This is a genomic window from Oscillatoria sp. FACHB-1407 (genome assembly GCF_014697545.1).
Classification (GTDB): Bacteria; Cyanobacteriota; Cyanobacteriia; order Elainellales; family Elainellaceae; genus FACHB-1407.
Window position 1 is genome coordinate 258,227 of sequence record NZ_JACJSA010000008.1, and the last position, 24,571, is coordinate 282,797.

The following is a 24,571-nucleotide window of genomic DNA, read 5'->3' on the forward strand; positions in this document are numbered from 1 at the left end:
ATTCAAATTGGTATGACGTTAAATTAAAGTGTGTCTGTTACCGTTCCCAGCCGCCCGCGCATCCATAGCGAGCTACCTTTCAAAATTCACTAAAGTGGACTGAGAACCTCTCCTAGTCTGCTTTAGCAGACTTCATCCCATGAGCCCACACTTTAGTCGCGGGTGGGTTAGAGCGAAGACAGGATGGGGTTTTACACCAAATCCTGAAAACACTCGTCGCAGAGATGGTTGCTTTCCCCCATTCCCCACTCCCTATTCCCTATTCCCCTCTAATCCTCATCCTCTTCGGTTTCCCCACCCACGACGACATTACGAATGCGAAGGCTCGGTCCTCCACAGCCAACCGCTAAACCACTTTGTCCGCCTTTACCGCAACCGCCCGACTCATCCCAGAAGAAGTCATCCCCGATCGCCTCAATATCGGCAAGCGTCGTAAAGACATTGCCAGAGAGAGTGACATCCCGCACAGGTTCAGCGATCGCCCCATTGCGAATCATCCAGGCTTCTCCAGCCGTAAAGGTAAACATCTCCCCATTGGTCATCCCTCCTATCCAGTTGCGGGCATACACTCCTTCTTCAATGCCTTCAAACAGGTCAGCAACCGGAGTTTTGCCCCGCTCAATCCAGGTGTTGGTCATCCGCACGATAGGGGGATAGTGGTAGTTGAGGCAGCGGGCGTTTCCGGTTGGGGTTTCGCCCAGTTTGCCTGCGGTTTCTCGTGAGTGTAGCCGACCTACCAGCACACCATCTCGGATCAACTGAGTGGTCGTAGCAGGTACGCCTTCATCATCGTAGTAGTAACTGCCCCGGTGTCCTTCGGGAGCCGCCCCATCAAAAATTTGCAGGTCTTCGGGACCAAAGCGTCGTCCCAGGGTCATGACTTCCAGCAGGTCGGGATTCTCGTATGCCATGTCTGCCTCAGACAGGTGCCCAAAGGCTTCATGGACAAACAACCCAGTCAGAATCGGATCAATCACAACCGTGTAGGTGTTGCCTTTAACCGGGGGTAGGGCTAAAGCATCAACGGCTCGTTGAGCCGCACTGCGAACCTGATCGTCTAGATTTTCTAAATCCTCGTAGGCATTGCGAGATCCTGTCGTCTCCCGCCCGGTCTGCACCGTTTCACCACTCCGAGCAGTAGCCGCGTATCGCATTTCCATATCTGCCCAGGCCTGCTCAATCATCGCGCCTTCAGAGGTGGCCAGGATCACCCGCTGAGTGCTGTCGCCATAGCGGACAGAGGTCGTGGCAATGCGACTATCGACACTCCGCAAGATCTCAGCGTAGTGGCTACACAAAGCTTTCTTACGAGCCAGAGGAATGTGGCGCGGGTCGCTGCCCGTTAATCGTAAGCGACAGCTATCCTGAATCGGGTCAATTGGAGCTAAAAGGGTTTCTTCGTCCCCAACCAATCGAGCCGCTGCGATCGCCTCCTCAATGCGCTCTGCTAAAGTAGCAAGCTGGTTAAAACTGGCAAATCCCCACCCCCCTTTGTAGCAAGCCCTCACCTGCCCCCCGATGGAGATCCCTTCGCTCAACGTCTCAACGCGATCGCCCCGTAAAAGAATATCGGTTCCCTCAGCTTCTTCTAACCGAATCGAGAGGTAATCGACCTGAGCACGATAACGGGCAATTAAGTCGCTCAGCAAATTTCGAGCATCATTTAACAAGCTAGCCATGGTGAATTGGAGTGAAGGAGCAATTGTCTTTATTTTGTAGCAGATCGGGACAGGGAGGAGAAATAGGGTGATATCTCAGACATACAAAGAAGTCGGAGTTTTGTTGAAAACTCCGACTTCTACATCTAACTTCTACACCTGACTTCGTACTGCTATTCACAGATAGGGTTTGGAAATAAAACCAGAGGAGTGTAGGGACTGCACCCCCAGACAGGGTTCCACCCCTGCACCCCAGATTTCTAACCCTATCTACGACGAGTAGTATTTAGCTGACGATTAGCTGGCTAAATAGCCTCGTACGTTAGCTTTGCGGCGACGCAAATGGTCTAACGCTTGCCGCTCTAACTGGCGCACCCGTTCGCGGCTGATGTTCATCCGTTGTCCGACTTTTGCCAGGGACAACTCGTGACCATCGTTTAAGCCAAATCGCAGGATCAACACTTCCCGCTGTTGCGGCGTCAGATCTGCCAGCATATTGTCGAGATCCTGACGCAGCGACTCCTGAACGGTGTAGCTTTCGGGCGAAGGACCGTCATCTTCGAGCAATTCTTGCAACTCGGTGTCCTGGTTGTCGCCGACTCGCAAATCGAGGGAGACAGGTTGCCGAGACATGAGCAAAAATTCTCGAATTTGGGAGGGTTCTAACTCCAACGCTTCTGCGATCTCACCCGCGTTAGGGGCGCGACCGAGGGATTGGGTTAGCTCTCGCTGCACTTTCTTGATCTTGTTGAGCTTTTCAGTAATGTGAATGGGCAAGCGAATGGTGCGTGCCTGTTGAGCGATCGCCCGTGTAATCGCCTGACGAATCCACCAGTAAGCATAGGTGGAAAACTTATAGCCCCGCATGGGATCAAACTTTTCAACACCTCGCTCTAAGCCCAACGTGCCTTCCTGGATCAGATCCAGAAATTCCATGTTGCGCTTTTGATATTTCTTGGCGATCGCCACCACCAGCCGCAGGTTTGCTTCAATCATCTTCTGCTTGGCTCGGTTGCCTTCGCGCAGGCGTTTGTTAAGGTCAGCTTCGGTTAACCCAACTTTGGCTGCCCACTCTTCACGGGTCGGTTCGCGATCTAATTGCTCCATCAGCTTCTCGCGAGCTTCCAGGAGCGGCATCATTTGTTGTACCTGTTTGCCGTAGACAATCTCTTGCTCGTGGGTCAACAGGGGAACACGTCCAATCTCATGCAGATAGGTGCGTACCATATCTGCTGTAAACATCGGCTTGGCTTTCTCTTGAGGGTTTGCGGTTGGCATGGGTTACAGTGAACTCCGTCGAACAATGCTAAAAAACAGGGAACTCCAGGAAGTCAGCAAGCAGCCTTCCTGCAAGATGAGTGATAGTAGGCAAGTCACCAGCAGTGCGGTGACAGGGGCAAACTTAAAGGTGTGTCGATAGACGGGAAATGACTTGAGAAAAAATCACTTCGGGATGCTCACCCAATTTGAAGAGCGCAGAACAGGTGAATTGGTGAAAGATGATCCCGACTTGTAACAGCTCTATTCGTAACAGTTAAAATCAGTAGCAATTGACCTGATTGGTTTGGTAAAAAGGCTAGGTATCTGGTTTACGCGAACCCGAACTCATCACTGTGAATCAATCGCAGTGACACCCAACGGCCTGAAATTTGAATGATCTCCTGAGAAATGGTGGGTCTGCCTCACAAAAGTCGAAATCATTATGACTTTGACTTAGTTAAAGTGTAGTACAAATTTAACGGTCAGTAAAGCGATCGCGATTCATCCTTTCGGATGAATCTCAGGGAGGAATTGCACCAATTGGGAAGCGGTCAACCTTTAATACGGGGTATACCCCACTTCGGTTTGAACTGCGATCGCCGATGGAATTTTCTCCTCTTCTTATAATGGACTGAACAGTCTAGTTTAGCCAGAGCTACGGCAGAGTGATAACCGAACTGTTAAGATCGGAGATTATCCATCTAAAAGCCGAGGTCAGCTTTGGCAGCTTCGGCAGCTTTGAAGACAGCGGTTGCTGGCATGTCTTCCCACGAGACATCTCCAATTTCGGCATAAAACTGCTCGTCATAGGGGCGAGTTCTGACGACGACAGGCATAGGCACCGCATGACCCAAAATCAGGGCTTGCTGTTTTGAGTCAAGCTTGGCTAAGACCGAGCGCAACGCTTGTCCACCCGACACTCCGGTAAAAATTGCCTCAATATCCTTTTCGTCATTGAGCAGAGCCGTAATGCGAGTACCGATTTGAGACATGACCTCATTGTCAATACCAGACGGGCGTTGATCAACGACCATTAGGGTGACAAAATACTTCCGCATTTCGCGGGCGATCGTCCCAAAGATAGTCTGTCGAACGGTAGCAGGGTCGAGAAAACGGTGTGCTTCCTCGATCGTGATCACCAGTTGGTGGGGGCGATCGCTGACATTCTTGGTCTGCAAAAACTTCTCTGCCTTTTGCACATAGCTCGCGTGAATGCGGCGCGCGATCACATTCGTCGCCAGCATATAGGACAAAAGATTGGACTGAGAGCCAAATTCAACCACGACATGCTTCCCTGCCTCTAGCGATTCCAAAATTTGACCGACATAGTTGTGGGGGCAACTCTGCCGGAGATACTTCAGATCATCCAGACGGGTTAACTTGCGCTGAAGTGCCATGATCGAGGACTTACTGCCCATCTTGACTTCACAAAACTCCTGGATCTCCTCATTGCTCATCGACAGCAGACGGGTAATCCAGGTTTTACCAAACTCGTTCCGAAGGATGATGGCATTTTCCAGACTGGCTTCTGACAAGTTGAGTTCACCCCGCACCAGCATCAAGTCCTCCACCTCAATCTGGTCGTAGCTGATGTAAAGCTCCTGAGCATCGCGCACCCCCCGGCGTTTGGTCGATTCGGGGTCAAGGGTGTAGATCTGTACCTGACCGGGAAACAGTTGTCGCAAACCTTTGACTGTGCTGAAGCGTTTGCCCTCACTGGCCGCTTCCCATCCATATTCGGAGTGCATATCGAAAATGAGATTAACCGCAGCGCGTTTGCGAATGATCCCCGATAGGAGCAACCGGGTGAGAAACGACTTTCCGGTGCCAGATTTGCCGAATACACCGTTGCTGCGCTCCACAAAGCGATCGAGGTCGATACAAATAGGTACATCCATATCAATGGGTTGACCGATCGCAAAGTTGCGACGGTGGGGATCGTCTTCCCAACCGAAAACAGCCCGAAAGTCCTGCTCGCTGGCGTCAAACACCTGACTAAAGTGGCTGGGGATCGTTTTAACAGGCAACAGTTCAATGTTGTTGGTTTGTGCTTCGTAGGAAGCGAGGGGAGCACCATCAGCGGCGATCGCCTTTTTAGAGCGAGACTTGGGCGGTGGAGGTGGAGCGTCTTCCTCGATGGTGTCGCGGGGGGTAAACATCAACATGGGGGTGAGGTTGATGGTGCCGTAGGTGCCCGTTCCGGCAAGGACTTCGTGAAGAAATGTGTTGTTTGGCTCTGGAGGGTTTGCCACAATTCGTTGACTGGCGGTTCCCAGTGCCACATCGGTCAACATGCAGAAGAAGCGCGATCGCCGCCCCTGAACAACGACAAACTTGCCAACGCGCATGTCTTCGACTGAGACATCGGGGTGCAGGCGAACTTCTAACCCCTGACTAAGGGAACCTTGAATGACAGAGCCGAGTGGCTGTTCGAGTTTCATGCGGGTGGTTGGCGCGATCGCAAAGCAGATCAGGATATTTCTGCTTCTAATAATACATCCGTTCCCAATACGTTTGTTCTAAAACTTGAGTTGGTCTTTAGGGTGATGCCACTGCGTTGATATCACCCCTAAGTTGGGTTTAGTTTTAAAAATGCTTTGAATGTTCAATGGTGGGATCTTTCAATCACTTTTCATTGACAAATCCATTTATTCCCCACGGTCACTGTTATCTCTGGCAGACCCAACTGGTTGGGTTACATATTGTGTCAGATGCAGTCACCGCAATTTCCTATTTTTTAATCGCTTTGTTGTTGATTTATTTTGTCCATCAACGCCGAAATTTCCCATTTTCAACTAATTTTTTGCTATTTGGAGCGTTTATCGTTCTCTGCGGCATAACCCACTTAATTGAAATTTGGACACTCTGGTATCCAAACTATTGGTTCTCTGGCGCAATCAAAGCAGCAACGGCGATCGCATCTTTTGCAGCCGCTCTCAAGATCGTTGCTGTAATTCCCCAGGCTTTGGCAATCCCTAGCGCAGATGATCTAAAAGCAGCCAACCAAGCCCTCGAAACTCAAACAACCGAGCGTCAACAGGCTGAGCAAGCTTTGTTAGAAAGCGAATCAACACTGCGTAGCTTTTATAACAGCACCGAAGTCATGATGGGGGTCGTGGAGTTGTTAGAGGATGATATTTTGTACATTTCTGACAACGCGGCAACGGCTCGATTTATGGGAAGTACACCTATGGTGTTGCGATCGCGACGCGCCAGTGAATTGGGGATGCCACCCGACGCCATTGACACCTGGATGCAGGCATATCGAACCAGTGAAGCGGAACATCGACCTGTCTCGTTTGAGTATGTCCATCAGAGTACAGACACAGATGAGCAGTGGTTGCGAGCGACGGTTTGCCCAATTCCAGCCAGCCCTGGCGGTCGTATGCGCTTTTCTTACATGGTTGAGAATATTAGCGATCGCAAACGTATCGAAGCAGAACACAAACAGGCAGAGCAATCGCTGCGGCAATATACGGCGCAACTGCGCCAGGCACTAGAGTTTGAATCGATGTTGAAGCGTGTCACGGACAAGGTACGGGACTCTTTAGATGAATCTCAGATTTTAGACACAGTCGTCCAGGAAATCGGGGAGGGGTTAGGGTTGCGTTGTTGTAGCGCAGCATTGTATGACCTGGTTAATCACACATCCGTCGTTCATTATGAATACACCACGTCTATGTTTCCGACAAAGGGAAGCGTGGTCAACATGGCAGATTTTCCTGAGATCTATACCCCGTTACTGAACGGTCAATATTTTCAATTTTGCTTTGTGCAACCTGACCCAATTCGGGGGCGAGCAGCGATTTTGGCATGTCCTCTGGCAGATGATCAGTGTGTGTTGGGCGATCTGTGGTTATTGAACGATCGCGACTATGGGTTTCGTGACCTAGAACTGCGGTTTGTGCAACAGGTGGCAAATCAATGTGCGATCGCGATTCGTCAGGCACGCCTCTATCATGCTGCTCAAACTCAAGTACGAGAGTTAGAACGGCTCAACCAACTCAAAGACGACTTTCTCAGTACTGTTTCCCATGAATTACGCACACCCATATCTAATATCAAACTGGCAACCCAAATGCTAGAGTTTAGCCTCAAGCAAGCGGGGGTGCTGGGTACAGAGAGCCAGTCATCCAGCAAGATTGAGCGATATTTCGCCATCTTGCAGGAGGAGGGTTATCGAGAAATTGCTTTGATCAACGACCTGTTAGACCTCTCTCGATTGGAGGCTGACACAGAGCCATCTCTTATGACGACGATCGCACCCCAGTATTGGTTAGAGAGCCTGGTAGACATCTTTCAAGAGCGAGCTTTGAGCCAGCAGCAACGGTTGTTGGTTGAGGTTGAGCCAGATTTACCCTCCATGACAACCGATCTATCCAAACTGGAGCGGATTTTGATGGAGTTGTTGAATAATGCCTGCAAGTACACCCCGGCAGGCGAGACGATTACCGTGTCACTACGACTTGTGCGACAGAGTTATGCCTTAGCCAATGCTGCGATCGCCACCTCTGCCACAGTGCCCATCTCAACCCTACCCATGCCAACCGCACCGATACTACCTGAGTTGCCGATGCGATCTGGGTTGACCGATAAGCCAGAGTCTAGATGGCTGCAATTTAGTGTTAGCAATTCTGGGGTTGAGATTCCACCGGAGGAGCGCGATCGCATCTTTGAGAAGTTTTATCGCATTCCCAACAATGACCCCTGGAAACATGGTGGCACCGGACTGGGCTTAGCGTTGGTCAAGAGGCGAGTTGAAAGCTTGGGAGCTAGCATTCAAGTAGAGAGTCGCGATCGAGTCACAACGTTCCGAGTTGAGATTCCTTTATCAGACGAATGATGGATCGCATGACTACTCTGGCAGATACGCTAGCTAGAAAACGGTTGGTTACGTCAACGCAGTTCAGGAGCCTTGGCGAATGAATTTGCGGCTATCAGAGCTACAGCGGTGGGCGAACCGACAGAGGTTAGTTTTGCTCCGATAGCAGCTATTTCAACTACTAAAATTCCGACTCCGTTTATAGCCCTACGCATATGCATTAGAACATAAGGGGGGTGGGGGTTGCGCCCTCAGCTAGGGGTTCCACCCCTGCACCCCGTTCTAACCTTAGTGAGTACTGCCATATCTATGGAGATTTCTGAGAAAGAATCTACCAGTCGGTTTTTGATAGGGGCGTTTCGCGAAACGCCCGTATAGCGGTGTCAGTTTTTGAGAATCATATCCGCATTCAGCAACGCCCCGTTGACGCTGTCCGCCTGAGAGTTGAGAGGGATAGCGATCGCCCAAGCCTGTCAGTTGAATTAATTCCAATAGCTCGTTGACGTCCCAGACCCCTCCTGGCTTTGCTTTAAGGGAAGCCGTGCCATAGCACGATCGCATTTAGCATGTGTGACCTCACAAGAAGCATTAATCTACGATAAGTCGATAGCTGTTTAGTAGATTTGCGATAGTGTGTCACACATTCCTCTAGGACGCAAGATACTAAAGCCCACTCAACAATCTATATCTCCAAAGTTTTGCAGACGCTAGAGAGCTACAACTTGATATCCGATAGCTTCCAGGCTATAAGAATGATTTGTAGCCGTCTTCTGTATTTTTGATGAGTAGAAGAACTCGAAGTCATCAGCCATTTAATCCAAGTTCAGAACTTCCCTCTGATCTAAAGAAGAATTACTCCATTACGATTTTTATTTTAGTGGTCTTAAGCGTACTCAAGATTTCTCTTAATTCTGATAATGGAGCTTGGAGTTTTTCACTAGAATTAAACGTTACATCCATCACTTTATTGCTGCTATTTTTGCTTTGGTTACCTACTCTACTTCCCTGGTTTTTAGAGCGAATTCCACAAATGCGTGGCTCTTTAAACTGGTTGCGTGAACAGGGAATTGAAGAGATTGAAACCAACTTATTAAAAATTAAACTACGATACGGCGTGCAAGAAGCATCCGAAACTTATCAAACTCAGATATCAGAAGTTGGAGCCATTAATCTCACGTCTCAAGAAACCCAACAACAACTTGAGCAGCGATATCAAGAGGCGATCGCTTTAGTTGATGCAGCCAGTAATATCGAATCTGCTGAAGCCCTCAAGCGAATTGATCAATTAGCGGGATATTACGATCGCGTTCGCGAAGAAATGTCCCCTGGCTCAAATCGAACCCGATTAATGCTACAAATTTCCTCAACTATGTGGGCTTTAGTTCCTAAAGTAACTCACTTTCCTATTACTGAACGACTGAACAGTGCCAAGGGAGGAGAACGTTTATCGGCTTATAAATACATTGAATGGACTGCGTTTATAGATGAGATAGATTTGCTCGTTTCTAGAGCCATTGGTGTTTTAGAAGTACCGTTCAATCAATACAGTGCTTTATTAGCCTTAAGACGAGTAGTCACCAATCATTCGTTTTCTCCTGAACAATCAAAAGCGATAGTTGATGTTTTAACCTGGTCTTCAGATCTTGACTATATTAGTTCCGATCGCCAGCAACTCATGATTGAAATTGCCTCAATTCTAAAAGCAAAACTATAAACACTTAGCCGCGTAGGTTGGGTTAGCGTAGCGTAACCCAACGGCTATCAACCTTGTTGGGTTTCGTAAAACTCAACCCAACCTACTCACGCAACATCCTTAAAACCGTTCTAATGCGGGGAATTGCTCATGTGCCGCTGCCCGTCCCGCTTCGCCGCAAGTGCGCGGTGTAGGAAAGATTTTCTCAGGGTTAGCGAGTCCTTTGGGGTTAAACACCTGTCGCACCCACTGCATCGTTTCTAAATCCGTGGGGCTAAACATATTGGGCATGTAACAGGCTTTATCTGCGCCGATGCCGTGCTCTCCAGAGATGCTGCCGCCCACCTCCACACAGAGTTTGAGGATATCTCCCCCCAATGCCTCGACCTGCTCTAGCTGACCGGGCACCGAGTTGTCGTAGAGAATCAGCGGATGCAGGTTACCATCCCCGGCATGAAATACATTCGCCACCCGATAGCCGTGTTTGCTGCCCAACTCCTCAATTTGCTTGAGCACATATTGCAGCTTCGTCCGAGGAATCACGCCATCCTGCACGTAGTAGTCGGGACTGATTTTGCCCATCGCCGCAAAGGCGGCTTTGCGTCCTTTCCACAGCGTCAATCGCTCCTGGGGGTCAGTGGCAGTGCGAATGCTGCGTGCCCCGTTTTGCCGACAGATGGCTTCAACACGCTGACTGTTGCTGGCAACCTCGACCTCTAAGCCATCGATTTCAATTAACAGGATTGCCGTGGCATCACGGGGATAGCAATTGGTACAGACAACATCTTCAACCGCGTTGATGCTGAAGTTGTCCATCATCTCCATGCCACCGGGGATGATGCCTGCGCTGATGATGTCGGAGACTGCCTGTCCTGCCGCTTCGACGCTGGTGAAGTCTGCCAGCAGCACATGGATTGCTTCGGGGGCTTTGAGAATGCGGAGGGTGATTTCGGTGGCGATGCCCAACGTTCCCTCAGAGCCAACAAATAGCCCTGTCAAGTCGTATCCCGGCATCTCCGGAATTTTGTTGCCAATGTCAGCAATCGCCCCATCCGGCAATACAATCTTCAACCCCAAAACGTGATTGGTGGTCACTCCATACTTGAGACAATGCACCCCACCCGAATTTTCTGCGACGTTGCCACCAATGGAGCAGATGATCTGGCTAGAGGGGTCAGGGGCATAGTAGAACCCCGCACCGCTTACGGCTTGCGTTACCCAGTTATTAATCACGCCCGGTTGCACCACCACACGCTGATTTTCTAGATCCACCTCTAGAATGCGGTTCATCAACGCAGTGCAAATGAGAACGCTATTTTCAATCGGCAACGCACCCCCTGAAAGCCCTGTTCCGGCTCCACGAGCGATGAATGGGACGTTGTAGCGATCGCACACCTTGACCAACTCCGCCACCTGCCCTGTCGTCCGTGGCAATACCACCAACGCCGGACGTTGCTTATAGCTCGTCAGCCCATCACACTCATAGACCAACAACTCCTCGCGCCGCTGAATCACCTGACTTTTGCCAGCGATCGCCTCAAATGCTTGAATGATCGGTTTCCAATCGCGTTGCGTGTCTAGAGTCAGCATGGAAGGGAGAGGGGAGTGGGGAGTAGGGAGTGGGGAGTAGGAAGTGGGGCAGGAGGGGGTAAGATTTACATCTCTCCTTTGACCCTTTTGCGTCTCAGCTTTTTATCCTTAATCCTTTATCCTTCCAACTTACCTCACTGTGTGCCTTCCAAAAAGGTCTGAACCCGACCATCGGGGCTGAGCACGAGACGAATTTGGGCACTGTTTGCATTTTCCAGTGGTGACACCAGAGGTTCGCCCGTCAGAGGAATGCCCGTGCGATCGACGTAGGTACTAGAGGCTTGCCCCAGTGGGGTAATTTGCTGGAGCGTACCGTCTGCGCCCACAGACAGGCGATATTCCAGAGTTTGATTCAACGCATCAGGAGGTGTCCAGCGTTGCTGAAAGTAGTCTCGCAGTTCAGCTACCTGGGGAATGGTATCAAAGGCTGTCCCCCTCGATGCTCCTGCTGCCTGGGATGAACTGGGGTCTTCCAGGGTTGCTGCTCCCTCTGGAGCGGCTTGCCTTGCGGCTGCACTGTCATTGGCAGCAGAGGGGGCAGCCGGGAGTGGGGGAGCTTGTGCGACACTGGGGCGCGTCGGAATCTGAATTTGAGAGTTGGGGGGTGCCGAAGCGATCGCCCCAGGTTGAGCATTCTGCTGCGGAATCGGTGCCAACTGGGGCAACGGTGGAATGTTCGTCGGGCGAGTGGGAACTGTGCTACCAGCCGGGGGGACAGTACCCGGTACGGGAACCGCAGGCAGGGTGCCCGTAGGAATTGGCGTCGGAACCGCTGTCAGGTCGGGAGGTGTTTTAGTAGGGTCGAGCGCAGGTGGAACAGGTGGAGCAGTGCTAAAGCTCTCTGGAGCACCGACAACCTCTGGATCTTGCGCCGGGCTGGAAGCCGTCTGCAACTCAGGCGATGAGACATCCATCACAAACTTGCCGAGCGTCGTCGTCACCCCCAGAGCCACAACCGCGATCGCCGCAATCCGCAACCAACCCGCACGAGACTGCATCCAGGCAGGACGCGACAACGACGGTAACGCCACTGCATCTGCTGCATACTCATCCAGCGCATTTGCCAGGTCAAACAGTTGCAGCGTGCTGAGAGAGACTACGATACCCGATTCCTCGGTCGCAAGGGTGCCCAGGTGCAACTCGTGATTCAGCAATCCCTTGGGTCTTAGAAAAATGTTTTGCGATGCCGCCATCCCAGACGGAGGTGAAGCGATCGCTGGAGAGGCTGCACTAGCAGGACGGAGTCGCTCACCGTTCGTGTAATTTCCCTGGTTTGATGAGGCAGCAGAGATCATCGGCTCAGCACTGCCTCCGTCGGAGGAGTCGCTGCGCATCGCCTCTGAAGCTGAGGGCATAAACCGCTGATTAAACTGCACCGGAGCTGCATCCAGTATCGTTTGCACATAGGTTTCAACCGCTTCGTGCAACGCCTCTAGTTGAGTACGGCTACCCGTCACATGCACCTGATCTTCAGGCAACAAGCGGGGGTCGTCAAAACTCAACTGGAACCGCAAATGTTTCAACACAGAGGGATCAGTCCACCGGGAAAGAGGCGACTCATTCGCGGAAATTTCCAATGTGCAGGTCGGTGGGGTGTATCGACGGAAAACAGAGGGCATTGGTCTAGAACGAGGAAGGACAAGGGAAGAGAGAAAAGGAAAAAAGAAGAGGGAGGAGAGCAGGAAGAAAGGATAAACGCTGAAGGATGAAGGATAAAAAGGAGGTCAGCGGGCGCGATCGAGGAGTGCCATCCACAACCGTCGGGTGCCAGTAGGCGCACTGTAAAACAGCAGATCAATAAGTAACTTTAGAGCCAGGTGAGTCAGTTGATCGGGGGGAACTTCATCCCCTTCATCCATCCGCTCTTGATACATATTATTGAAAGAATCGAGGTAATCCCCCAGGAGAGCGGTTTGGTGAGGGGGTTTATTTTGTTCAGTCAACTGTTCGAGTAGGGCAACCGCACGACGAATCAATTCCTGATGTTGTTTCGCCAGATGACAGGTGATGAGAACGAGCGATCGCGCCTCTTCCACATCGAGCCGTTTGCGCCCGTGCCCTTTCCGTAGAGGGCTGGATTGTCTCAACCGCCACAACGAAACGCGATCGGCAATGACCTCGGTCAAATTTAGCTCCGTTGCGGCTTGCAACATCGCCTCTGAGCCAATCCCTGCCAGTGCCTCCAGCGACAATAAGACTAAATCTAATTGCGCCTTGATGTTGTCCAACTGGACAGGATCAGGCTGATGGGTCAGGGGCAGATCATCCCAGGCAGGATTTGTGGTAGGCGACTTGATCGTGGAGGGCATAGGATTCAAAATAGGCATTTCAAATAGCGAATTACCTCCCAGGAACTTGACTTCTGGAGCCGTAGCCACCAAGGTGAGAACGGGGTGCAGAGATGGAATCCCTGACTGGGGGCATAGCCCTCATATCCCCTCTGTCCTCTTGCGATAGCGACAGCTATACATTCAAGGTAAGAGGTAACACTGCGGAGAATGAGCGTGTTACAGGTCTTGAAACAAGACTGGTACAACTGCGAGTAAGTTTCCACTTACCCTACGATGTTCCAAATCAAACAGCATCCATCAAGTGGGCTATATGTGACTAAGGCATGATGTGGCTAAAACGGTAACGTTTATGCCAAACCAGACAATAACCCTTGGATGATACTTCGCTGTATTCAGCATGACATTAATTGCGTCATATCAAAAATTGAGTCATTCCGGTAGAGGACGATCGCTGTTAATGGTCAATGGTTAATGGTCAATGGTCAATGGTTAATGGTTAATGGTTAATGGTCAATGGTTAGGGGGTAGGGGGTAGGGGTCAAGGGTTAATGGTCAATGGTTAGGGGCTAGGGGTTAGGGGTCAAGGGTTAATGGTTAATGGTCAATGGTCAATGGTTAATGGTTAATGGTCAATGGTCAACGGTTAATGGTTAGGGGTTAGAGGTCATTGGCCAATGGTTGGGGGTCATTTGCTCACCTGTAATGAGTGACAGATGGCTTCTTGCAATTCTCACAACACCTGGGAAATCACCACATATCAAACACATATCAAAAAGGTGTATTTTCCGTAATTCATGGCTGTTTTTTGAATTGTTAAGATATAAACCAATGAGTGGAATAGCCTTATGTTTGAAATCGCTCTGATCTTTGTAGGAGTGGCGATCGCTCTCTACGTATCGATTGGGTTACTCGATCAAGTTATCAAACTATTTCGGCAGGTCGTTCTCAAGGAAAGCCCCAATCTGTCTGATTCAGATTCCCAAAACTCTGAAGCCAGCATTCGGGATAGATTGGCAACCGCTTCAGAAGGGTTTCCTGCAAACTTTGATTTGGGTTCCGCTCAGTGTCACGCCGATGTGTGTCCTACTGCCTCTGAAACAGTTAGCGGTTTGGCAGAAGGGCTCCAGGGTGCGTTGGAAGGATCGGGAGAACATTTGGGTCAGTGGATTGAGTCTGTCAGTCATGCCGTGAGCCACACAGGGTCATAGTCAATTCATTGGTAGAAGCTGTCACTTGTCATTGGTCATTCGTCATGGTTCATTGGCTCACCAATAAACCATGACGACGGCAGTTTATTAGGGGAGACTGAGGGGATCTAGCTTTGTCTGAAAGCGTAATGTTGACTGCTCAGACATCCTCTCATCACACTCCGGGATTCCTGTCACCCAACTCAATAAATAATCGAAGGCAGATAAGCCCCTACAGGCTCGTTATACAAGCCAAGACTCATCAACGTTAACGGTTGAACAACTCGTAACCCATGCTGTAAACACCAGCGAAATACATCGCTATTACGGGTGGGCAACAAAAATCCTGGTCCTGGAAAGCTAGTGGCTGCACCGATTAGTGCCTTTAATGGGTTGTTATGCTCAGCGACCGTGTGACCAAAGTAGCCAACCATCGTGGAATAGCCAACTATGCATCCTGAATATTCCACAACTGTCAATGTGCTTTGTTGCAGTGCGTCTAACACATCCTGGTGGCGATCGTGCCCGTGAACCTTATAGCAGAGCCGATTGCACGCTTCGAGGTCAGTAGCTGTTGCCGGACGAACTCGATAACCAGGAATTTCTAACCCGATCGCCTTACCTTGCAAGACAGAGATGGGTTCACGAGTAGCAAAGCCCAGTTTAGTGTAAAGTGACAGCGATCGATTGTGATAAGCGGCTTGCAACAAACGCACCCCAGCGAACCCTTGCTCCTGTGCGCGTTTGAGCACATCTTGCATTAACTGTTTACCAATCGAGGCATTTTGCACTTTGGGGTCAACGGTGATCGGTCCAACCCCCGCGATCGCGTTGCCTTCCCACAAAAAGTTACTTCCAGCAATATGTCCATCTAACTCTGCTACAACCGAGTAGACATCGCTGCGGGATAACAGATGAGAACATAAGCCGATCGCCGCTTCTACATTGGGAAAATCGTTGGGAAAGTTATGCTGGCTGGAGATTGTCCGGAATCCCTCATAGCCAATAGAGCCACAGTCTAGCGCATCCTCCGGTCTACCCGGACGTAGAATTAATTTCATCCATCAACTCCTGCTTAAAACAGTCGAATGTGATATTTGTCGCAAGTTGCTAAAAACGCATCAATACCAGCCGGAAGAGATGGAGCTTTTTCTCCAGCTTCTCGATAGAACCCTTCTGCCGATGCAGGAATCATTTCTAACAAACGAGCGGTGGCGGAACGAATTCTAAAGCTATGGGCTACGTTCTCAGGGACATACATCACCGTTCCTGGAACGGCTAATGCCTTCCGATTGCCAACCTGCACGTCCAGTTCCCCTTCGATGATGTAAAAAGTTTCCGTCCAAGGGTGGCTATGCAGGGGTGCTTCATCGTTGAGCTTGCCCATGATTTCATGCATCACCCATTGATTTTGAGTGTTGTGCTGACTGATCTTTTGAGTGAAGGTTAAGTTTGCCATTTGAAAGGACTCACCTTCACCGGGCATCAATAACTTGGGCGATCGCAATGCTTGACTCATGATGAGTAATGTTCTCCAATTTAGAGTTGAAGTGTAACTGAAGTTACATATCGCTTGAGCCAATGAACATATGCAGGAATACGCTCAATTTTGGATTTTGAATTTGCGATTCTGAATTCAGGAGAGTTTGGCAATAGTAAACCTGCACAGGTGCATTGCCTACAGCGGTTTCACACAAACACCGCAAATAATTGGTAAAGGGCGTTGGCATTGCTAAGCCCCTAACGGTGTAGCTAATGCAACTTTAGAATCGCTACAATCCCAATTTAGTACCAATTTGAATTGGCTTTGCTGCACATGATTCCGTAAGGGTGTTTCGTGAAACGCCCCTACCCAGTGATCTGCCACAATCAAACATTAAATCGGTATCAGTTGGGAATACGACCTATCAGATCCCCCTTGTCTCCGGCATCCTCCTTAACAAGCGACTATGTACCGTGTATACGTGATACCCGTTTGAATGGGTATAAGTCAGGGAGGAAGCAGAGATCTGCTGTGATTAAACGCAATAGGGACATGGTGTGCCACATCCCTACTGAACGAATCATGCAATTAGTTTGTCAGTGCCTTTTAGCGACGAGCGTCTGCCAATTCAAACTGTTGGGCAAAGGCTTTGAGTTGCTCTGGGCTAAATGCGTTGAGATATTTTTGAGCCATGGTTGGGGTGAGCAATTCGATCATCAGACGGTTCTCAACCCAAAACTCAATTACATCAAAGATGCCATCCCGGTTTGCAGGGAAAACCCGCCACCCTTCGCGATCGCCAATGCGTTCAATTTCTTCCAAACTCATGGGTACGGAAATGGCAGCGTGGACAGAGGTGTATTGCTTAGTCTGAGGGGCGATTTGAAATCCAGCTTGACCTTCCCAGGCATCGGGAATCAACTCGGTGCCCATCGGGTAAAACTCAATCAGGGTACCAAATTCATCTCCTGCTACCGCCATGAAGCTGCCGGGGTTAGGAGGGAAAGGCATCGCTTGACCGTTCAGAATCTCGGCTAGAACTTCTGCAACGTGCTGCGGATTTTGAACGGCGACTGAAAAGTGGTGAAGCATAGGTGTCTCCTCGAAAACTGGGAAAGCCCAGTCATTGTCGTATCGGTTAATACACTGTAGCCCTGGTGATCGCAACACCACATACTCCAGCGAGATGACCGCATGGAGTGAACCTACTTTCATCACATTGGGTGAACGTTATCTCAAAGTGGGTGATTTATTCAACATATGCCACTGTTGCACCTGTGCCTCCATCGGCTTTGTCGGCAGGTTCAAACCGTGCAATTTGTGGGTGACGTTTGAGAAACTCATGCACCCCCTGGCGCAGTTTGCCTGTGCCGTGACCGTGGATGATCCAGATGGGACCCGGATGTGCCGAGGCGATCGCCTTTTCTAGCGTGACTTCGGCATCGGGTACCCGACTACCGCGAATGTCGATGGTGTTGCGGCTGGTGCGGACGGCAGGAGCATCGGTTTTAGGCTCTACTCGCGGAGTTGGCGCAGGCGCAGGTTTGGGCTTTTCCGGTAACTCAGCTTTTTCGCCTTGCAGCGATTCCACATCGGCTAATGAAACCGTCATTTGCATCAATCCAAACCTGACTCGCAAATCTCCATCACCATCGGGATTGCTGAGCACTTCAGCGGTTTGACCCAGTCGGGGAATGCGGACGCGATCGCCCACCTTGGGACGAAAACCGGGTTTGGGTTTGGCGGGTTGCTGGCGGGAGGGCAATCGCTGCTCGGCGATCTGGTTGAGGGACTCCGTTGCCTGTTGAGCATCCTGAGCCGTAACGTTGCCTCGTTGCAACTGGCGAATTACCTGAGCAATTTCGCCCCGTGCCTCTGCGATCGCCTCCTGTACTCGTTGTTCCTGCTGCTGTTGCAGATCGCGTTCGCGTTGCTGCAACGAGTTTGCCTTGCGCGACAGTTCCCGGTGCAGTTGCTCCGTCTGTTGCAACAGTTTCGCCGCTTCCTGTGCCTTTTGCTCTTGCTGGCGACGTTGTGCCTCCAATCCAGCAATCACAGCATTAACATCCTGCGAGGCTTCTAAGCCAACTTTGTTGCGGGCGGAGTCAATAATCTCTGGTTTCAACCCCAGGCGAGTTGCGATCGCCAGTGCGTTAGAACGACCGGGAATGCCCCACAACAGCCGATAGGTAGGCGACAGCTTGACATCATCAAACTCCACCGACGCATTCTCAAATCGCTCGTCCTGATATTTCAGTGCCTTGAGTTCGCCATAGTGAGTGGTGGCAACAGTCAACAAAGCGTGATCTGCCAGATATTGCAACAGGGCGATCGCCAGAGCACTACCTTCAGAGGGGTCTGTGCCTGCACCGACCTCATCGAGTAACACCAAGGAGTTGGAGAGGGAAGGGGAAGTAGGAGATTCTGAATCTAATTCCGAATCTTGAGTGAGTTCAGAGGAGGGGACAGTGGTATCGTCAGAAACGATAAACGAGTCGGGGAAATCGGAAGAACCAGAAGGATCGAGGAGGGGAGTGGGATTGGTATCCAATGCATCGAGAATGCGACCGATGCGGCGAATGTGCCCAGAGAAGGTGGAGAGGCTTTGTTGCAAAGATTGCTCATCGCCGATATCGGCTAACACCGCCTCAAACCAGGGCAATTCTACGGGTTCACGAGCAGGGACAAACAAGCCTGCCTTTGCCATCAGCACAGCTAATCCAAAGGTTTTGAGCGTGACAGTTTTGCCTCCGGTGTTGGGTCCGGTGATGGCAGTGACGCGCAGATGAGGTTGAATCACCAGATCAATCGGCACGACGGGAAACCCCTGTTCGTGCTGTTGTTGCCACACTAGCAAGGGATGGCGCAGTTGCCGCAGCACGATCGGTTCGGGGCGATCGCCCCCAGATGGATCAAATTGAATAAACCGAGGAGAGTTAGCCCCCAACCACAGTGAGTAACGTGCCCGCGCCGCAGCTAAATCCAACGTTGTAGCGATCGCCAACACATGCTCCAGATCAGGCTTTACTGCTGCAACCTGCTCAGTCAGAGCACGCCGCACAATCTCCTCTTCGGTTTGCTCTCGTCGCAACAGTTGCCGCAACTGGTTGCCCTGATTGACAACCGCGTTTGGCTCCACATACAGCGTGGCACCACTACTGGAAGCATCATGCACAATACCCGGAATCGCGTCTTTGTGGGTCGCCTTCACCGGGATCACAAAGCGATCGCCCCGTTGGGTAATCAGAGCTTCTTGAACGGCGTTGCTATGGCGTTGCACGATGTTTTGCAATACTTGATAAATGCGATCGCGCACACTTCGCAATTCCCCCCGAATGCCCTCCAGCTTGGCACTGGCACGATCCATGACTCGCCCCCGCTCGTCAATGCAGCGGTGAATCTCTTGCTCCAGTTCGGGATAGGTGCGCAGGTCTGACACCAATGCCTGTAACACAGGCAGGTCTTGCTGGTTGTCAATTGTGCGGCGCAAACTGCGAGCACCAGAGAGTGTAGTGGCGATCGCCAACAACTCATCCCCTGCCAAAATGCCCTGCAACTCCGCCCGTTCTAAGGCTTCTCCAATATCCTGAATGCCATCAAAACTCAAACTGCCAGAGGTGCGGCTCTCCAGGTCATACACCTCACGAGTTTGGGCTAGCAGAGTTTCACTCTCAGCCTGGGTCGCGGGAATGCGGAGACGACGAATGGCAGTAACGCCCAGCTTTGTAGCTGCAAAGGTAGCTAGATGCTGACACAGGCGCGACCATTCAAGTAAATCAAGGGTTTCAGCGGCAATGGAGTCGATGGGATTCAATGTTGGTGTCAAAGGGGTGGGTAGCAAAGTAGGGCGATCGCGAACAGTTCAAAATAACAACTCTTAACTATTCCATTATCAAACACTCCACCCGAAACAGGGTTCACCGTTTGGGGGAATTGCCGATTGGGGGAGTAGGGGGTCAGGGAGTAGGGGAGTGAAAGGCTTGGGAGATAACGAGCCAACAGGCTTTATACGGTCTTTACTGGGGTGTATCAATTAAGGTGCATCTGTCACCTGTTCTACCCACCCACTCATAAATAGCGGGCTAACCCACACAGTCCACTTGAGTGAACTAAAACCTGCTTTCAGTCTGCTTTGGCAGACTTCATACGACTAGCGAGTGGGGATAGAGCGAAGCAGAGATTGGTTGTACACAAAATTCTGGACACACCCCCCTACTTCTTACTCCTTTATCCTTCAGCCTTTATCCTTTCCCCCTCATCTTTTATCCTTCATCCTTCAGCCTTTATCCTTCATCCTTCAGCCTTTATCCTTTCCCCCTCATCCTTCAGCCTTTATCCTTTCCCCCTCATCCTTTATCCTTTCCCCCTCATCCTTCAGCCTTTATCCTTCATCCTTCAGCCTTTATCCTTTCCCCCTCATCCTTTAGCCTTCATCCTTCAGCCTTTATCCTTTTCCCCTCATCTTTTATCCTTCATCCTTTAGCCTTTATCCTTCATCCTTTCCCCCTCATCCTTCATCCTTCAGCCTTTATCCTTCATCCTTCATCCTTTATCCTTTCCCCTTCCCCCTTTCCCACTTTCTGCATTTTTGTCAAGAATACGTTCTTAATAGAGCCTTAATCGAATTTAAACCCAGTATTAGAGGCACTTAACGTCCCTGTGGGATTTTGAAAAGGTTAACAAGATGAAGCCTAACCCGTAGTATTACTCATCGCTAGCCGTTATGCCATTTACCCTGCAACTTTTACACGCATCTGACTTTGAAGCGGGAATTCCTGCCATTGATGATGCGGTCCGCTTCTCAGCCATCCTCAACTATTTCCAGGATTCCTCCACAGGGCAGTTTGCCGCTTCGCCCACTGTGCGTGCCAACACCCTCACCCTTTCTTCGGGTGACAACTACCTGCCCGGTCCCTTCTTCAACGCCTCTAGTGACACTAGCCTCAATGGTGTAGGAGGTTTGGGAACTTCAACCGCGCCCGTATTAGGACGGGCAGACATCGCCATTCTCAACGCCTTTGGCATCCAAGCGTCTGCCTTAGGAAACCATGAATTTGACTTAGGGATTCGTCAGGTTCGTGACATTCTCAGACCCGGTAGCGGCAACCCTGGTACAGCTTTCCCTTACCTGAGTGCAAACCTCGACTTTGCTCCTGAAATTAACAGTGGTCGGGGTGACCTGGCGCAAAGTGACCTGGCAACGAACCAGAACACGGCAGAAGCCAACACTATTCGCGGCAAGATTGCCAAGAGCACTATCATTACACTGCCGGGTAATGACGGCTTGCCGGGTACAGGCGACGAAGAGCGGATCGGCATTGTCGGCGCGACGACTCCTACCCTGCGCCAAATTTCATCCCCTGGATCCGTCGGTGTGTTGCCCGCTAACCCCGTAGACTACGACGCTCTCGCCGCAGAGATTCAGCGATCGGTTGATGCCTTAACCGCTGCTGGCATCAACAAGATCATCCTGTTGTCTCACATGCAGCAGTTGTTCATCGAACGGGATGAGTTAGCACGTCGTCTTCGTAACGTTGACATTATCATCGCTGGTGGTTCTCACACTCCCCTGCTCGACAGCAACGACGTGTTGCGCCCTGGCACCACCGACGAAGGAGATTACCCCATTCTCAGAACGTCGGCATCCAACGAGCCTGTGTTAGTGCTCAACACCGATGCTAACTATCGCTATGTCGGGCGTTTGGTGGCAACCTTTACCGATGCAGGTTTGATTGACACAAATAGCCTCAACAACACACTCAATGGGGCATTTGCAACCGATGAAGCAGGGGTCGATCGCGTCTATGGAGCGGATGTCAACCCCAGAACCGTTGCTGATGCTAACGTAGTTGCCATCACTGATGCACTCCGCAATGCTATCTCTGCCAAAGATAGCAACATCACAGGTCGGGCACCCGTGTTTCTCAACGGCACTCGTAGCGATGTGCGGACGCAGGAAACCAACCTGGGCAACTTAACGGCGGATGCCAACCTGTTCTATGTCCGTCAGGTTGACCCCACCACAGTTATCTCACTGAAGAATGGCGGTGGCATTCGAGACAACATTGGAACTGTTGCAGCGGCTCCTGGTGCAACGGACCCCAATGATGTCGATCGCCTGCCAACTCAGCCTAATCCCCTGGCACCGAACAAACGCGAAGGAGACGTGTCTCAACTCGACATTGAAAACTCCCTACGCTTTAACAACGGCTTATCGTTGATCACGCTGACGGCTACCCAACTCAAGGAAGTGCTGGAGCATGGGGTTTCTGGCGTTCGTCCCGGCGCAACACCGGGAGCTTTTCCACAGATTAGCGGCATTTCCTTTAGTTTTGACCCCAATGGCACAGCCCAGGTCTTAGCCACCGATGGCACCGTCACTACCCCTGGAACACGGGTGCGATCGATCGCTGTCACCGATGCCAATGGCAACTTTGTTGATGTCGTAGCTCAGAACGGGCAGATCGTCGGCAATCCGAATCGCACCTTCCGTGTTGTCGCACTGGACTTCCTGTTAGGAACCGGAGCGGGTGGATTGACGGCTAGCGGAGATGGCTATCCCTTCTTCCGCTATATTCGCGAAAACCCAACGCTGGCAAACCGGGTAGATCTGCGTGGTGAAACCACCGTGGATTTGAACCGCAACGGCAGAATTGATCCAGCTGTTTTTACCAGCACTGGGCAGGTCAACTTCTCGGCACCGGGAACGGAGCAAGACGCTCTGGCAGAGTTCTTGCGCCAGCAAACAACCCCATTTTCAGGGCTGGATGTGGCTCCTAATCGCGATCGCCGCATTCAAAACCTATCCGCTCGTGAAGACAACGTGTTTGGCTTGGTGCTCCAGGGCAACAACCGACCCAACCGCTTTAGAGGTCGGGGTGCCGATGACACGATCAGCGGCTTAGGCGGCAACGATCGCATGGTGGGTCTAGCAGGAGATGACGTGTTGTTAGGTGGTGCTGGCAACGACGTTCTCGATGGCGGAACTGGCAACGACGTCGTCAATGGCGGTATTGGCAACAACACAGCTCGTGGTGCGGCTGGCAACGACATCTTTGTGCTGGAACGGGGCGTGGGCAGAACGTTAGTTGTTGATTTCCGCAATACGATCGATCGCCTCGGTCTGGGTGAAGGTGTCACTCTGCGCGGCATCCGCATTCGCGAAGTTGGCAACAATACTGTCATCAGCTTTGGACGCGATGAATTGGCAGTTCTACGGGGAGTCGATCGCTCTGCGATCAACCGTCGCGACTTCACCAGTGTCATCCCCGAAGGCGAAGTGATCGTCTAACCCACAACGGCTTGCAGGGGCACGACATGTCATGCCCTGACTAACGATCGCTATAGCAACCAAGAGGTTGGTTAGGACGGGGTGCAGGGGTGGAACCTCTGGCTAGGGCGCAGCCCCACACCCCTTCGTATACTCAACACGTAACGGCGACATAGGATGACTGGTAGGGGCGGTTCGGGAACCGCCCCTACGATTTTGGGATTAGGTTAAGCTCTGGGCACAACGAAAACCAATGTGCCGATGACCGCGATCGGGTTCACGAGAAAATCCGGTGCGAAAGTAGGTTGTTAGCTCATTGGGGGAGGAATCAAAGACATGATCACCACCACGAGTCACCCGTTCCCCAACGGCATCGGGTTGTTCCCGTCCATCATCAGGATTGTAAGGATAGGGACGATACAACGTGCTCGTCCACTCGGCTAAATTGCCTGCCAGGTCATGCACGCCCTCCGGGGTTGCGCCTGCGGTGTGAGTCCCGATCGCCTCCGTTGCTCCAGAATTGCGCCCATACACAGCACGATCGCGAGTTGGAGGTTCATCGCCCCAGGGGTAGGTGCGTCCCTGCAACCCTCGTGCGGCAGCTTCCCACTCAACCTCGGTTGGTAACCTCGACCCACGCCACTGACAAAACTCTTTTGCACCACGCCAGGTCGTTTCAGCAATGGGGTGGTCTGCGTAACCAGATTCAGCGACAAACTGCCCATTTTGAATGGCAATCCGTGTATGTTCATCATCCAGAGCGATGAGCGGATTTTGCTGGTTGCCCTCTGCCCCTTCGATAAAAAGAGGAGCTACTGATTCTGGCAAATCACTGGAGCGGATTTCTCCAGCAGCAGCATTCTGGAGGGGTTGAATCTCCAACGAATTGAGAAACTCTGCATATTGAGCATTCGTCACCTCATAGCGATCGATTTGAAATGCGGCGATCGCCACTTGATGAACGGGTTGAGTATCTTCGGCTGCATCTGACCCGATTGTGTAGGTTCCAGCAGGGATGCGAACCATCGAGGATGGAGATGCAGAGGGACTGACGGCAACTGCCCCACTGGGAGAGCTTTGCATCTCCCCTGGATCTGCTGCGGGGGAAGGAACAACCGTTGAAACGTTCGTTCCACAACTGATGATGAGGAGTGCTGTCGCCAGTATTGTTCCAAAGAATTGAATTCGCTTGCGCTTTGTGGGAAGCGATCGCAATTGAGAGAGCATACTCATGTTTTGTCCTGATGCCAAATTGAGAGTTTGGTTATAACCAACACTTGCTATGTGCCACTACCATTGACCATTAACCATTGACCA

At 51.1% G+C, this 24,571-nt stretch carries 15 protein-coding genes and 1 pseudogene; 4 read left to right on the forward strand and 12 right to left on the reverse strand.

The window, feature by feature from the left end:
* Nucleotides 1–269: 269 nt before the first annotated feature.
* The 3 genes from H6G89_RS15735 to H6G89_RS15745 all read right to left on the reverse strand — a co-directional run bounded on the left by H6G89_RS15735 (nt 270) and on the right by H6G89_RS15745 (nt 5,359).
* On the reverse strand, nt 270–1,679 hold the full coding sequence (locus tag H6G89_RS15735) for a TldD/PmbA family protein (protein ID WP_190507960.1): 1,410 nt from the start codon (nt 1,677–1,679) through the stop codon (nt 270–272).
* A gap of 276 nt (nt 1,680–1,955) precedes the next feature.
* Nucleotides 1,956–2,936 carry an RNA polymerase sigma factor, RpoD/SigA family gene (locus tag H6G89_RS15740; RefSeq protein WP_190507962.1) on the reverse strand — a complete coding sequence of 327 codons (981 nt, stop codon included), beginning with the start codon at nt 2,934–2,936 and terminating at the stop codon, nt 1,956–1,958.
* Nucleotides 2,937–3,619: 683 nt separating this feature from the next.
* Nucleotides 3,620–5,359 (reverse strand): helicase HerA domain-containing protein, encoded by a 1,740-nt coding sequence (locus tag H6G89_RS15745; RefSeq protein WP_190507964.1) that lies wholly within the window; start codon nt 5,357–5,359, stop codon nt 3,620–3,622.
* Nucleotides 5,360–5,553: 194 nt separating this feature from the next.
* On the opposite strand from H6G89_RS15745, the gene H6G89_RS15750 reads away from it, so the two are divergent.
* On the forward strand, nt 5,554–7,761 hold the full coding sequence (locus tag H6G89_RS15750; protein WP_190507966.1) for a sensor histidine kinase: 2,208 nt from the start codon (nt 5,554–5,556) through the stop codon (nt 7,759–7,761).
* 399 nt (nt 7,762–8,160) lie between these two features.
* Here H6G89_RS15750 and H6G89_RS36405 read toward each other — a convergent pair.
* A pseudogene (locus tag H6G89_RS36405) lies at nt 8,161–8,244 on the reverse strand (ABC transporter ATP-binding protein); the annotation flags it as partial.
* Nucleotides 8,245–8,521: 277 nt separating this feature from the next.
* Here H6G89_RS36405 and H6G89_RS15760 point away from each other — a divergent pair.
* Complete coding sequence (locus H6G89_RS15760; RefSeq protein ID WP_190507968.1) at nt 8,522–9,454, forward strand: hypothetical protein; 933 nt, start codon at nt 8,522–8,524, stop codon at nt 9,452–9,454.
* 99 nt (nt 9,455–9,553) lie between these two features.
* On the opposite strand, the gene glcD is transcribed toward H6G89_RS15760, so the two are convergent.
* From glcD to H6G89_RS15775, 3 genes are all read right to left on the reverse strand, one after another.
* The gene (gene glcD, locus H6G89_RS15765) at nt 9,554–11,023 is read right to left on the reverse strand and encodes a glycolate oxidase subunit GlcD (RefSeq protein ID WP_190507970.1); all 1,470 of its coding nucleotides are present in this window, start codon (nt 11,021–11,023) and stop codon (nt 9,554–9,556) included.
* 134 nt (nt 11,024–11,157) lie between these two features.
* Nucleotides 11,158–12,642 (reverse strand): DUF4335 domain-containing protein, encoded by a 1,485-nt coding sequence (locus tag H6G89_RS15770; protein WP_190507972.1) that lies wholly within the window; start codon nt 12,640–12,642, stop codon nt 11,158–11,160.
* 105 nt (nt 12,643–12,747) lie between these two features.
* Nucleotides 12,748–13,332 carry a DUF3038 domain-containing protein gene (locus H6G89_RS15775; protein ID WP_190507974.1) on the reverse strand — a complete coding sequence of 195 codons (585 nt, stop codon included), beginning with the start codon at nt 13,330–13,332 and terminating at the stop codon, nt 12,748–12,750.
* Nucleotides 13,333–14,159: 827 nt separating this feature from the next.
* Between H6G89_RS15775 and H6G89_RS15780 the strand changes: the two genes are divergently transcribed.
* A complete protein-coding gene (locus tag H6G89_RS15780; protein ID WP_190507976.1) occupies nt 14,160–14,522 on the forward strand; it encodes a hypothetical protein in 363 nt (120 codons plus the stop codon).
* A gap of 182 nt (nt 14,523–14,704) precedes the next feature.
* Here the strand turns inward: H6G89_RS15780 and H6G89_RS15785 are convergent, their stop codons facing one another.
* The 4 genes from H6G89_RS15785 to H6G89_RS15800 form a co-directional block, all read right to left on the reverse strand.
* Nucleotides 14,705–15,562: a GNAT family N-acetyltransferase gene (locus tag H6G89_RS15785; protein ID WP_190507978.1), complete on the reverse strand. Its 858-nt coding sequence runs from the start codon at nt 15,560–15,562 to the stop codon at nt 14,705–14,707.
* Nucleotides 15,563–15,576: 14 nt separating this feature from the next.
* Nucleotides 15,577–16,020, reverse strand: coding sequence for a cupin domain-containing protein (locus H6G89_RS15790; RefSeq protein WP_190507981.1), 444 nt, complete (start codon nt 16,018–16,020; stop codon nt 15,577–15,579).
* A 570-nt stretch (nt 16,021–16,590) separates the two neighbouring features.
* The gene (locus H6G89_RS15795) at nt 16,591–17,076 is read right to left on the reverse strand and encodes a hypothetical protein (protein WP_190507983.1); all 486 of its coding nucleotides are present in this window, start codon (nt 17,074–17,076) and stop codon (nt 16,591–16,593) included.
* A gap of 157 nt (nt 17,077–17,233) precedes the next feature.
* Nucleotides 17,234–19,810 (reverse strand): endonuclease MutS2, encoded by a 2,577-nt coding sequence (locus tag H6G89_RS15800; protein ID WP_242059958.1) that lies wholly within the window; start codon nt 19,808–19,810, stop codon nt 17,234–17,236.
* An 897-nt stretch (nt 19,811–20,707) separates the two neighbouring features.
* Between H6G89_RS15800 and H6G89_RS36130 the strand changes: the two genes are divergently transcribed.
* Entirely contained in the window at nt 20,708–23,275 is a 2,568-nt protein-coding gene (locus H6G89_RS36130; protein ID WP_199336738.1) for a 5'-nucleotidase C-terminal domain-containing protein, read from the forward strand.
* Between the two features lie 201 nt (nt 23,276–23,476).
* Here the strand turns inward: H6G89_RS36130 and H6G89_RS15810 are convergent, their stop codons facing one another.
* A complete protein-coding gene (locus tag H6G89_RS15810) occupies nt 23,477–24,487 on the reverse strand; it encodes a formylglycine-generating enzyme family protein (RefSeq protein WP_190507991.1) in 1,011 nt (336 codons plus the stop codon).
* Nucleotides 24,488–24,571 lie beyond the last annotated feature (84 nt).